This is a genomic window from Pseudomonas hygromyciniae (assembly GCF_016925675.1).
Taxonomy (GTDB): Bacteria; Pseudomonadota; Gammaproteobacteria; order Pseudomonadales; family Pseudomonadaceae; genus Aquipseudomonas; species Aquipseudomonas hygromyciniae.
Window position 1 is genome coordinate 1,997,243 of record NZ_CP070506.1, and the last position, 12,541, is coordinate 2,009,783.

Annotated in this window: 12 protein-coding genes; 8 read left to right on the plus strand and 4 right to left on the minus strand. The window is 52.4% G+C overall.

Annotation, left to right across the window (positions count from 1 at the left end; translation table 11 throughout):
• The first annotated feature begins 18 nt into the window (after positions 1-18).
• From JTY93_RS08885 to JTY93_RS08895, 3 genes are all read left to right on the plus strand, one after another.
• Complete coding sequence (locus JTY93_RS08885) at positions 19-279, plus strand: DUF6429 family protein (RefSeq protein WP_205479654.1); 261 nt, start codon at positions 19-21, stop codon at positions 277-279.
• A gap of 276 nt (positions 280-555) precedes the next feature.
• Positions 556-897, plus strand: coding sequence for a metallophosphoesterase family protein (locus tag JTY93_RS08890; protein ID WP_205479656.1), 342 nt, complete (start codon positions 556-558; stop codon positions 895-897).
• A 662-nt stretch (positions 898-1,559) separates the two neighbouring features.
• Positions 1,560-2,588 carry an IS30-like element ISShes10 family transposase gene (locus JTY93_RS08895; RefSeq protein WP_011711660.1) on the plus strand — a complete coding sequence of 343 codons (1,029 nt, stop codon included), beginning with the start codon at positions 1,560-1,562 and terminating at the stop codon, positions 2,586-2,588.
• On the opposite strand, the gene JTY93_RS08900 is transcribed toward JTY93_RS08895, so the two are convergent.
• The 4 genes from JTY93_RS08900 to JTY93_RS08915 all read right to left on the minus strand — a co-directional run bounded on the left by JTY93_RS08900 (position 2,577) and on the right by JTY93_RS08915 (position 6,887).
• Positions 2,577-3,158 carry an acyltransferase family protein gene (locus JTY93_RS08900; protein ID WP_205477860.1) on the minus strand — a complete coding sequence of 194 codons (582 nt, stop codon included), beginning with the start codon at positions 3,156-3,158 and terminating at the stop codon, positions 2,577-2,579. The two genes, JTY93_RS08895 and JTY93_RS08900, sit on opposite strands and share 12 nt — an antisense overlap.
• A 100-nt stretch (positions 3,159-3,258) precedes the next feature.
• On the minus strand, positions 3,259-5,073 hold the full coding sequence (locus JTY93_RS08905) for a hypothetical protein (RefSeq protein WP_205477861.1): 1,815 nt from the start codon (positions 5,071-5,073) through the stop codon (positions 3,259-3,261).
• Positions 5,070-5,759 (minus strand): hypothetical protein, encoded by a 690-nt coding sequence (locus JTY93_RS08910; protein ID WP_205477862.1) that lies wholly within the window; start codon positions 5,757-5,759, stop codon positions 5,070-5,072. Before JTY93_RS08910 ends, JTY93_RS08905 begins: the two co-directional genes overlap by 4 nt.
• Positions 5,760-5,852: 93 nt before the next feature.
• Positions 5,853-6,887 (minus strand): glycosyltransferase family 2 protein, encoded by a 1,035-nt coding sequence (locus tag JTY93_RS08915; protein WP_169996647.1) that lies wholly within the window; start codon positions 6,885-6,887, stop codon positions 5,853-5,855.
• A gap of 583 nt (positions 6,888-7,470) precedes the next feature.
• Here JTY93_RS08915 and JTY93_RS08920 point away from each other — a divergent pair.
• Genes JTY93_RS08920 through JTY93_RS08940 form a run of 5 tightly spaced genes read left to right on the plus strand, consistent with a single transcriptional unit; the run spans position 7,471 to position 12,517 of the window.
• Positions 7,471-8,451, plus strand: a complete 981-nt coding sequence (locus JTY93_RS08920) for an NAD-dependent 4,6-dehydratase LegB (RefSeq protein ID WP_169996649.1) — start codon at positions 7,471-7,473, stop codon at positions 8,449-8,451.
• A 9-nt stretch (positions 8,452-8,460) separates the two neighbouring features.
• Positions 8,461-9,612, plus strand: coding sequence for a LegC family aminotransferase (locus JTY93_RS08925; protein ID WP_169996651.1), 1,152 nt, complete (start codon positions 8,461-8,463; stop codon positions 9,610-9,612).
• Complete coding sequence (gene neuC, locus JTY93_RS08930) at positions 9,609-10,763, plus strand: UDP-N-acetylglucosamine 2-epimerase (protein ID WP_169996653.1); 1,155 nt, start codon at positions 9,609-9,611, stop codon at positions 10,761-10,763. Before JTY93_RS08925 ends, neuC begins: the two co-directional genes overlap by 4 nt.
• Before the next feature lie 3 nt (positions 10,764-10,766).
• A complete protein-coding gene (gene neuB / locus JTY93_RS08935) occupies positions 10,767-11,852 on the plus strand; it encodes an N-acetylneuraminate synthase (RefSeq protein ID WP_169961283.1) in 1,086 nt (361 codons plus the stop codon).
• Entirely contained in the window at positions 11,849-12,517 is a 669-nt protein-coding gene (locus JTY93_RS08940; protein ID WP_169996655.1) for an acetyltransferase, read from the plus strand. The genes neuB and JTY93_RS08940 overlap by 4 nt, the downstream gene beginning before the upstream one ends.
• Positions 12,518-12,541: the final 24 nt, after the last annotated feature.

The window sequence follows — 12,541 nt, forward strand, 5'->3', positions numbered from 1 at the left end:
ATGAGCGGAGCAACGATCATGGAATACGACGATAAATTGATTGAAGAAGCCATGCTTGCCCTGTTGGCAACCTTCAGTTTTGATGACGGCAATGCTTGGAAAGGGTTCGACTTCGAGACCATGAATCGATTGCATGAACAGGGTTTAATCAGTAATCCGGTGAACAAGAACAAATCGATTTGGTTGACGGCTGAAGGGCTGGAGCGAGGTCGGCAGATAGCCGACCGGTTGTTTGGGGTAAGAACTCAAGCAGAGCATGCATCCGACTCGGATACCTGACTTCATACCCCGGCCATACGGTAGGTGGGGTTTATGGAGCGCTTACGGGAGGACCCGACTCCATCGACGTCATGGATTGGCTGCAGGAGCCATGGTTTCATGCCGTGAGAGGTAACCACGAACAGATGCTCATCGACTGTGTTTCTGGCAAGGGGGACGTTGCCAGGCATTCTCGCAATGGTGGGGCATGGCTCTATGAACTACCGTCTATATTCCAACAAAAACTGTCTGATACATTGCAAAATCTCCCTCTAATAATTGAGGTTGAGTTAACGAATGGAAGAACAATTGGTATTGTGCATGCTGAAGCGCCGCTTATACATAATAATGACAAAATGGCAGAATGCAAAAGACGCTATTACTGGTCGACTTGGCGAAACTTATGAGCGTTTAGCTTTGGAAAAAGCACTGTATGCCAGAAACAAAATCGAAAATCATGATGAGGTTTTAATTAAAGGCATAAACCACGTTTATGTCGGTCACTCAACAGTGACCTCGGTTACATGTTTGGGGGGTGTAGTATACATCGATATGGGCCGTTCCTTTGATGGTGGAGCATTAACTATCATCGAACTTAATACTCAGGCCAATATAAGTGTCTCCATGCGTGCGGTGTAGTGAAAAAAAACACTGCGTGCCTGGTCAGAAGTTTCACTGCGCGAATACAAAATAATTATAACCAGGCATATATAAAACAAAGTCGCACCGCTTACAGAAACCTCTATCGTACAATTACTATTGCTCTTAAGTTCGTAATGACGTTTAGGATTTTGCTCGATACACTTTTGTGATGATCTTCAGTAAACGATGCGATAAAAAAGGCAGTTATATTCGCTAGAATGAGCGCCAGAAAAAGACCGCCCAATCCTGAGAAACCCATCTTCTGCAGCCAGTACAGAACTGTATAATGCGTTAAAAATAACGTAAAGCTGTAACCTGCCAATCTATTAAAGCACCACGAAACTTTTGAACTAATAATCGCATTATTACAATTAAAGCTTATAGCTATAAACAATAAGCCGCACGAAAAAAAGCAAGCCAGCAAAAATATTATAAGCATCGCGTGTCAGCAGATAAATAACAGTCGCAAACGATAAAGATACCCAGGCTGCATATCGAGAGTAAGCATATCTTCCAATGCTCTCAAATATAACTGACGCGATAGCTCCAGTCATCCAAATAACCTCTAAATGACCAGCCTCTCCTTTCGCATTTACCTTAAAGGGGCGGCCGCAAAAACTGAGTGCAACACCTGACCTTTCCGGTACGGTGCTGCCACTATGTCCTATCACGAACTCAGTATCCCCGAACGTGCGACCCTTCAACTCGGCCTTGCCCAAGGTTTCAGCCAGCGGCGAATTGCCCGGATGCTCGGCCGCTCCCCCTCGACCATCAGCCGGGAGCTGCGCCGCAACCGGGCCCCTGGCACCCGCTACCAGGCCTGTGCTGCCCAGCAGCAGATGCAGGTCCGCCGCCAGGTCTGCAGGCCTCAGTGCAAGCTGCTGCCGGGCAGTGAGCGCTTCGAGCTGGTCGTCCATATGCTGCGTGAGGGTTTGTCTCCCGAGCAGATTGCCGGCAAGCTGCGCAGCATGAACATACCCAGCCTCAGAGAGGCCTACGTCTGCCGCGAGACGATCTATAACGCGATCTACGCCCTGCCGGTCGGTGGCCTGCGCAAGGAGCTGATCATCTGCCTGCGCCAGGGCAAGACGAGTCGCAGGCCGCGCTCTGGCGGCGTCGATCGGCGCGGCCAGATCCCTGAAATGCTCAGCATCCACGTGCGCCCGCCGGAGGTCGAAGACCGGCTGATGCCAGGCCATTGGGAGGGCGACCTGATCAAGGGCAAGGCCAATGCCTCGGCGGTGGGCACCTTGGTGGAGCGTACCAGCGGCTACCTGATGCTGATCAAGATGGCCGACGCGACGGCGACCTCGGCGCTGGAGGGCTTCAGTGCGGCGCTCAATGGCATGCCGCTGGCGGTGCGCAAGAGCATGACCTACGACCAGGGCCGGGAGATGGCGCGGCACGCCGAGATCACCCAGCGGACCGGGGTGGCGATCTACTTCTGCGACCCGCACAGCCCCTGGCAACGCGGCAGCAATGAGAACATCAATGGACTGATCCGCCAGTACCTGCCCAAGGGCACGGACTTGTCGGTGCATAGTCAGGAAGCCCTGGACGCCATCGCTTTGCAACTGAATATGCGACCGCGCAAACGCTTCGACTTCAAATGCCCGATCGAGGTGATGGGCGAAGTGATGCAAGAAGCCGTGGTGATGCGGCATGATGCTCCCGCTTCAATTCAATAACCGTGTTGCACTCAGATCCTGCAACCGCCAGGTATAATACCCGCCCACCCCAATACATATAGCCGAAAAAATCCAATTTTTTCGAAAAAATACAACTCCTCCAAATAGGATGTATATCCACCACTCAAACATCAAACTCCATATCGGCCTCATCGTTCCGAACGGCATCGACGGAAGAAGAAGAAGATTTTTGAAGAACGTACTTATTGTTAAATTATCCCCCAACTCAAAATCAGAAACCTGATAAGAGAAGAAAAGATCAACCAAAAAAACAAAAATCAAACATGGAGCAAGAGTGGTGTATACTCTAGATAATCTATCCACATAGTAGCGCACATAGTCGCCGCCTTTGTACTTTATGTTTGCAACTGCACTCCGACATATTAGAAATCCAGAGACAAAAAAGAACCCAACAACCGCAATCGACTGGATATAAGGTGCCTTTGATGGAAAAAAACCACCCCAATAACCGAAGAAGAAACCGAAACCATGGCCCACAACCACTGTTTGAGCAAGTAAAAATCTCAGGCAGTCGAAATAAGTAATACACCTAGGACTTAACGGACTCACTACCACCCCCCTTATTCGAATTTAAGTAAAGACTCGCAGTTTATCAGTATCCGTCCAAATAACCTTGCATGCCTGGAGCAGGCCTGCAAAGCGCTCCCGGTCACGGATGGAGGGGCGTCACTAGATTCAACGGCAGGTCGCTGATGGTCAGCCCTCGAGTGAGGCTGAACCCATACTTAGCTTCGGTTGCAAGATAATCGTTCGGCCCCAGCGCAGCCCGCAAGGGGGGATAGTCGAAGGACTCTGGGCCTATTAGCACCCGGCTCCCTGGGAACTGCTTGATGGCCGCAGCGACGCATGCAATGTCCGGACAGATACGATAGCGTTTCTCCAGGTCGGGCAACAAGGATACGAACTGGTAATTGGTGATGATCAGACCTTTCCCTAGCGAGTCGATGTTCAAATAGGCAAGGTTGTTGACCGTTGGCCAAACAATATTGCGACGGGCATTCTTTTCAGCCTCGAGATAGCGCGACTCCCCCACCACCATCTGCAGCAGGCCCGCTACGGCCACTGCAAGCACAATGGCCAGCAACTGAAACTTTGCGCTGCGTATTGTGCGCGGGCGCGCCAATGGATCATCATGACGCAACAGACGGCCAAAAAAGCGACGCCACGGAGCGAGTTCACGCATCATCGCGCCTTCAAGAATCGAAACGCCACAGATCGCCGACATACTCAGCAATGCGATCAGGAACCAGCCATTACGCTCATCGTAGGCACAGCAGTTCGAATAGGTCGTGAACGCGATGCCAAAGCCTGCGAGGTACAAAAGACCGATCTGACTGAGCTTGCGCTTGGGTGTCGCCAGATTTAATGCTGCCAGCGTAAGCATCAGCAGTAATGGAAACCTGCCAAACATGGAAACGACGTAAGTCCAGCCGTGCTCGTAGATACCACCACCGGCGGACGCCTTGGAGGTCAGGCTCATAAGGAAGCTCAGGTTGCCCAGTGCAGTGGGCAGCGACGGTCTCGTGAAGAAGATAAGCATGAAGGTCGCAACCGGCAGTACCAGCACCAGCAGCCGTACCAAGTACCACGTTAGCTGTTTTGAGCGATGAATGCCGACCAGCAGCACCCCCAGGCCGATGATCACGGCGCTCAGTGTGCCAGGTTGCTTGGTTATTGCCCCGACCCCGGCGAACAGGGCGGCACACAAGGTGTAATGGTCGACCGGACCTTCCTGCTCGTCGCTGCAGATCGCTAGGTACAGTGCCACACCTGCAATCAAGGTCAGCATCATTACAATCGGGTCGGTGAGACCGACCAAAAGCAACGGGTTAGCGAGGAAGATCTCCCATAACGACAGGAACACCAACAGCGCTGCCAGTGGGCGCCGTGCAATCGCGAGCGAGCCGATCTGTATCATCAGGATCAGTGGAAATGCACACAGCATAAGGCGTGTCATTACCCATACCATCGGGTTGGCCTGCGCCTTGTAGATTAGGGACCACAAGCCCGGGAGGAAAAGCGGATACGCTGCTATATAAGGCGAATAGGTATTCTCGAAGAGCTGCATCGCCCAATTGTTCCAGGATGCATTCACATCCCAGCCCGATAGCACGATCTGTCCATCCAAAATCGGCTTGATCGCGTCCAATGGGCTTAGCGCATAGCCAATTACCATTAGTGCAATCGCAAGTAATAGCCCATAGCCGCTGAACCAGACGTCTGCAGCGCCCCCTTGGCGCAAACGCCAGAGCGTGAGCAAAGTGACTGCTAGCAGGACCATCGCCGACACATCACCCAGATTCAGCCAGTATGAAGAAAAAACTACCATCCAGCTCAGCCACATCGATTTAGCGACGGTCAGTGTGGTCAGAGACAGCACGTCAATTCTGCCTTTGATCGGCCATGTGAAGCCAATCAACAACAGAAATACGGCAACCGCCAGAAAACCATGAAACAGCGTCATTTGTTCTCTCCTGGCGCAACAGATGGAAGCGGCACAAAAGTGATATTTGAAAGGATGGCCGCCGCGCGAGGATCAGCATAATTAAGATCGATGGCGATCTTAATGTAGCGGGCATTCGCCGGGATCCGGTTGAGGGCCAGCCCCGTCGGCGAGAAGACTCCGCGTAAGGTAAGCCTGCCCGTGGCACGAAGAACACGGTCCTTCCAGGCAACGCCATACATGTGCGACTCCGGTTGAACGATGATGTTCTGACCCTCGTCGTAGAACACTACGCCAGCGTAGGTTTCTGAGCCCTGATCATTTGTGCCGTCGGTGACGGTCATCAGGTCGAAACTCATCTGGTAGCTCATCTGGCTGTCAATCGGCAGCAGTTGACGGCTATAAATGGTGATAGGGCCGACGAACAGCGCACCGGAGCGATACCCTTGCCGGACTAGCAGTAGTTGGTCCTGGAAGACTGGTTCGGAATCGCGAGCGTCACTGAATCTTGAGTAGTTCACTGCGTTGATCGCGAAGGCATCCCATAACCCGAGTTTCATCGCGAGTTCCTGCCGGTACAGATAGCACGCGCCAACGGCGAGCCATAACCCGAGTAGCGCGGCGATCCAGCGGAATGCACGCTGCGGTAATAGCGCCTCGGCGGATGAAGGGGGGGCAGGAGGAAACGATTGGGTTGTATAGGGCATTCTAGCTCGCCAAGACGCAGTACCAATTGGCACTCCGATTACTGTTTATTTCACGTGTATGTATCGAGAAGGCCTAGAGAAAGGCCCTATTCGCTATTGCTCGGTGGCAGGTGACTTGAAAATGAAGGCTTTCTGAACGAAGAAATTGAAGAAGAACAGTACCAGAGTCCCGAAGATGTAAGTGGCTATCTTGGGTATCGCAAACTGCTCCTTTGCAATATCGATCATCGGCACCAGTATTGAGATGTTGAGCAGTACTAGCAGCAAGTACCGGATGAATGTGCTGACTACATCGCCATCGACTTTGTACACAAAATTGCGAGCGAGGTAGAAATAACCAAGTGTTCCGACGGTGCGGGCTCCAATCACGGACAAGGTTGTCGAGCCGCTGAACAAGTCGACCAGGTGGAACGTCAGGAAATCCATGAGTGCTAGGAACAATGAAGCTAATCCGCCGCGTAATAGCACGGCGTAGATTTTTGCTGAATCCTGAAGTTTACGAAAGTGCGACGACGGGTTGCCCGGCTCGTAAATGGTTTTAATCACCACTTCCTGCAGTTTGTTCTTGCGGGCAAACAAAATAAGTGCCGCCAGCTCGAAGTCATATTGATTTTTGGGTATGGCCAGCAGGTCTTCATAAAAGCAAGCAGGAATAAATCGAAGTCCAGTTTGCGTGTCATTTACACGTTTACCATGAACAAGATGGAATACACGTGTCGTCAGTTCGTTGCCAAACTTCGAGCGCAAGGGCGTCGAAGCGTCAAATACGCGACGGCCAAGAATGACTGAATCCTCCGTTTCCACGCCTGCCGCCAATACACGCATGATGTCTACCGGCAGATGCTGTCCATCGGCGTCTGCTGTGACTACAAAGGAAAGTCCCCGATCGCGGGCGACGGCGACGCCCGTCTTCAGCGCCGCCCCTTTCCCCATGTTCACGGTATGTGTCAATACTTCAATGCCACGTTCTACCAAGATGGCGAACACCTTAAGCGCCGTCGCAGTGCGCGAACCGTCATTCACAATGAGCAGCGGTATTGTCTGCTCATTTGTGTTCATTAGTGCCAAAAGTTCATCCACTAGCTTGACTAGAGTGCCGTCCGGTTCGTAGGCAGGAATCAAAATCACGGAAAAGTCCATTTTTGTTATGTGTCTAATTATTTTATGTCTAAATGCCACTGTATTGCAATCAAAAATACGGCAAAATGCCACTGCCGCAAGCTGTCCGTACGCACCTTGCTGAAAATGGCTGGCCCCAAGGTTTCGCTGTACGGGCGCGGGAACAGGTCATAATTTTCTGTGGGTCATCACATTTATTGGCTCCGCGTTGTTCCTGATAAGCTGTGGGTCTTCGCTTCATCCCGACTGGTCAATAAATACTCCTACGAACAGCTTCGCCACATCGCACTCCCGCCGCGTCTCTGCCGTCCTGACTGGCCGCGACCTCATCTTCTGTGGGGTTGAGTGCAGGTCGTTTGGAGGGGATGGGTGTGTGGTATTTGGATTGATCGCGGTACGCCGACACTGGTGGGTTGTGAGGCTTGAAAGCTAGTGTTGTCGGACTAAAGACTGTAAATTGCTGGAAGAAAAATTTGATGTGGTCTGAGATGAAGCGCGCGATGCGTAGTCCGATGTAGGTGTTGGGCGGTTTTTTCGCTCTACCTGCACTGGCGAATCGTATCGTAGTTGGATTTACAGTTAAGGTGACGTGATGAAGAAAATTTTGGTGACCGGCGCAGATGGATTTATTGGGTCGCATCTGACCGAGCTCTTGGTTCGGGAAGGGTACGAAGTCAAGGCGTTATCTCAGTATAATTCTTTCAATTATTGGGGCTGGCTGGAAGATGTAAGTTGCCTGAAAGATATTGAAGTGTTGAATGGCGACGTCCGTGATCCGCACTATTGCAAACATATTACTAAGGGTGTTGATGCGGTGTTTCATCTAGCGGCGTTGATCGCTATTCCATACTCGTACGTTGCGCCTGATAGTTATGTGGACACTAACGTCAAAGGCACCTTGAATATTTGTCAGGCTGCTATCGATAACGGCGTGCAGAGGGTTATCCATACCTCCACCAGCGAGGTCTATGGTACTGCCCAATATGTACCAATAGATGAGAATCACCCGCTCCAGCCGCAGTCACCTTACAGTGCGTCGAAGATGGGTGCTGATGCCATGGCCATGAGCTTTTTCAACGCCTTCGATCTTCCACTGACTATTGCTCGTCCGTTTAACACTTACGGACCCCGTCAATCAGCGCGTGCGGTTATTCCGACGATCATCACGCAAATTGCCAGTGGTAAGAAGCAGATCAAGCTGGGTGATGTCTCGCCAACTCGTGACTTCAATTATGTGGCTGATACCTGCCGTGGTTTTCTGGACCTGTTACGTTGCGAAAAGGCTGTCGGTGAAGTCGTCAATATTGGCTCCAACTACGAGATCACTGTGGGTGATACCCTTAATCTCATTCGCGAGTTGATGGGTAGCGATGTGGAGTTTCTGACAGATGACCAGCGTTTGCGCCCAGAGAAGTCGGAAGTGTTCCGGCTGTGGTGCGACAACAGAAAAATTCACGGCCTTACAGGTTTTGAACCGCAGTATTCGATCCGCCAAGGTCTGCAGGAAACCATTGACTGGTTTACTCGCCCAGAGAACCTGGCTAAATATAAAGCCGATCTCTACAACGTCTGAGGCGCTGCCATGCTCGACTCACTTGTGAAGTTTGTGCGGGAACAATATCGCACTAATGAATTCATTCCTTTGCATGCTCCTGTCTTTGGCGGGAACGAAAAGCGCTATGTGCTGGAAACTGTAGACTCGACGTTTGTTTCCAGCGTCGGTGCTTTCGTTGATCGTTTCGAACGCGAGATGGAAGCATATACCGGCAGTCCGCGAGCGGTCGCAACTGTCAATGGTACCGCCGCCTTGCATGTCGCCTTGATGCTGGCTGGTGTCAAGTCCGGTGATTTGGTCCTGACGCAACCGCTCACCTTTGTAGCGACCTGTAATGCTATTGCTTACTGCGGTGCCGAGCCTGTATTTATCGATGTGGACAAACACACCCTGGGGCTTTCACCGGTAGCGCTTGAGCGCTGGCTGCAGGAGCATGCCTATTTGGATGTCGACGGTGTCTGCAGAGTAAAAAGTAGTGACAGGGTGCTCCGCGCCTGTTTGCCCATGCATACATTTGGTCACCCTGTAGAACTGGATTCTCTGATTGAGGTGTGTGGGTGCTGGGGGCTGGCGTTGGTTGAAGATGCCGCGGAGTCTCTGGGCAGTCTTTACAAGGGGCGTCATACCGGTACGTTCGGTTGTGTGGGGACGTTGAGTTTTAACGGCAATAAAACTATCACCACTGGCGGCGGCGGTATGATCCTGGCCAATGAAGCTCTGGGGGGCCGCGCAAAACATCTCACTACCACTGCGAAAAAGGCCCATGCGTACGAGTACGTTCATGACGAGGTGGGCTATAACTATAGGTTACCGAATCTGAATGCGGCCCTTGGGTGTGCTCAGCTTGAACAGCTGGACTCCTTTATTGCGGCCAAGCGCATTCTGGCAGGCCGTTACCAGGCATTCTTCGAGGGCAGCCAGTTCCAGTTTGTCGTTGAGCCCCAGGGGTGTCGTTCCAATTACTGGCTCAACGCCGTGATTTGTGAAAACCTCATGCAGCGCGATGAGTTACTGGCGTTCAGCAACCAGGCAGGCGTAATGACGCGGCCAATCTGGAAGTTGATGAGTCATTTGCCTGCTTATTCGAAGAGTCTGCAGGGTGATTTGAGCAACGCCCTGTGGCTGGAAGAGCGGGTTGTTAATATACCGAGCAGCGTTGTGCCGGAGTTGCAGGTTTGAAGCGCAACATTGCAGTGTTTACTGGAACTCGCGCCGAGTACGGTTTGCTTTATTGGCTGATGAAAGATATTCAGGCGAGTGAGCGCTTGGCGTTGCAGGTGATTGTGAGTGGTATGCACCTTTCACCTGAGTTTGGAGAAACCTGGAAAGGCATTGAGGCTGACGGTTTTGCCATTGATGCCAAAGTCGAAATGCTCCTGTCTTCGGATAGCGACGTGGGAGTAGTGAAGTCCATGGGGCTCGGCACCCTGGGCTTCGCCGATACCCTGGATCGTTTGCGTCCTGATATTTTGATTGTGCTCGGGGATCGTTTCGAAGCGCTGGCAATCGTGCAGGCCGCCCTGATCATGAAGATTCCGGTGGCGCATTTGCATGGTGGCGAAATTACCGAGGGCGCTTACGACGATGCTATTCGCCACGCCATCACCAAAATGGCCTATTTCCACTTTGTGGCTACGCAGCCGTATCGCCAGCGTGTCATCCAGATGGGTGAGTCACCTGAGCGAGTGTTCAACGTGGGAGCGGTAGGTTTGGACCATCTGCTGCGCAGTCCAAGAATGACGCGAGATGAGTTGTCGGAGAGTCTGGAGTTTGATCTGAACTCGCCTTTTCTGTTGGTGACTTACCACCCCGTAACGATGCTTGAAGAGGATCCAAGGCAAAGCTTCAATGCGCTGTTGTCCGCTCTTGATCAGTTTCCTGAGCACAAGATTATTCTCACGTATCCCAACGCCGATAACGGTGGGCGGGCAATTATTCCGTTGCTGGAAGAATATGCGCAGTGTGCCCCTGAGCGAGTCAAGGCAATTCCCTCACTCGGATTCAGGCGCTACCTGAGCGCGGTTGCGTTGGCCGATGTGGTGGTGGGTAACTCTTCCAGCGGCATTATTGAAGTGCCGGCTTTCGGTGTCCCTACTGTAAACATTGGTGCCCGGCAAGCCGGTCGCCTCGCCTCTGCTTCTGTGATCAATTGCACACCTGACATACGATCAATTGAAGACGCGATTCGCCGCGCGCTCTCTACAGCGTTCGCCAGTGTTTGCAAAGAGGCGGTCAACCCCTACGGCGCTGGCAATGCGGCCCATCGCATTGTTGATGTTCTCGAGCGTTTCGATGGGGCCTATCACAAGTCATTTCACGATTTGAGTTAAACCATGAAAGCATCCAACGAAGATTCGGTTTACATCATCGCTGAAGCGGGCGTTAACCATAATGGTGAGCGTGATCTGGCGTTCGCCCTCGTTGACGCGGCAGCGGCAGCGGGTGCTAATGCAGTGAAGTTTCAGACGTTTGACGCAGTACGTCTAGCATCAAAGGCTGCTCCCAAGGCCTCATATCAAAAGCAGAGTACTGACGTGGCAGAAAGCCAGCTTGCCATGCTCAAAAAGCTTGAGTTGCCAAGAGCGTGGCATGTTGATTTGCAGGCCCATGCACGGCGTAGTGGTATCGAATTTTTGTCTACCGCGTTTGATACCGACAGCCTGAATTTTTTGTGTGAAATGGGGTTGCCATTTTTCAAGGTGCCCTCTGGAGAGCTTACAAATGGCCCGCTGTTATGGCAATTCGCACATACTGGCAAGCCCCTTGTGCTTTCTACCGGCATGGCGACCATTAGCGAAGTTGAGCAGGGGTTAGCGATCGTAGCGCATGCAGTGGTCTCTGACCGTGAGCCTGCCAATATGGACGAAGTCTGGAAGAATTGGAGCCGCCCAGAGGTTCGTCAGCGTCTTCATGGCCACGTCACGCTACTTCATTGCACATCTCAATATCCGACGCCTTGGGCAGAGGTCAATCTGCGGGCGATGGACACGTTGAAGGCTTTCGGTTTGACGGTGGGTTATTCGGATCATACGGAAGGTAGTTTGATTTCCATCGCTGCCGTAGCCCGTGGAGCCAAGGTCATCGAGAAACATTTCACGTTGGACCGCTCGATGCCGGGGCCGGATCATAAGGCATCGCTGGAGCCTGATGAGTTGAAGTCCATGGTCAGTCAGATTCGCGCTCTGGAGTTGGCGTTGGGAGATGGGTGCAAGGCGCCTCAGCCGAGTGAATGGGATACTCGTAAAGCTGCTCGACAGCAGGTGGTGGCGGCAAGAGATATCAAATCAGACTCGATCATTACCAGAGATGACCTGACAACCGCTCGCAGTGGCTCCGGTTTGCCGCCCACGGCTTTGTGGGAACTGGTTGGCAGCCGCAGTCAGCGGGCTGTTCAAGCTGGTGAGATTATTGAGCAATGACCACTCCGCCGAGTGGGTCGCTGAAGTTGGTCATGCTGGGGGCGGGTGGTCACGCGAAGGTCTTGCTTTCACTGGCTATCGCCAGAGGCTTGGAAGTGCAGGGTGTCTGTGATCCGGAACTCCATCGGTTGGGAGTTGTAGAATGGCGTGGAATCAGAGTATTGGGCGGCGACGAGGTGCTGGAGCAACTCGATTGTGCGCGCGTTGGTCTGATAAACGGCATTGGGCAGGTAGTCGGGAGTAGCCTTCGGCAAACAATCTATGAGCGAGCGGTGGACAAGGGTTTTCGATTTCCCACTCTGGTGCATCCGACAGCTTTCGTCGATGGGTCTGCGGTTTTGGCAGAGGGGGTGCAGGTGATGGCGGGAGTTGTCATTCAGCCGGATGCGAGCCTGGGATGCAACACCATAGTCAATACTAGGGCGAGTGTGGACCATGATTGCCGTGTGGCTGCCCATGTGCACATTGCCCCCGGTGCGACACTTTGTGGAAACGTTCAGGTGGCAACCTGTGCGTTCGTCGGTGCAGGTGCGACGGTGATTCAAGGGCTGGTGATTGGAGAGTATGCAGTTGTCGGTGCCGGGGCGGTGATGGTTCGTGACTTACCAGCCCGGAGCATTTTATTAGGACAAACGGCGCGTTCCAGACCTGTGTCGGGCGAGTAAACATAGAGAAGGTATTCAATGAAA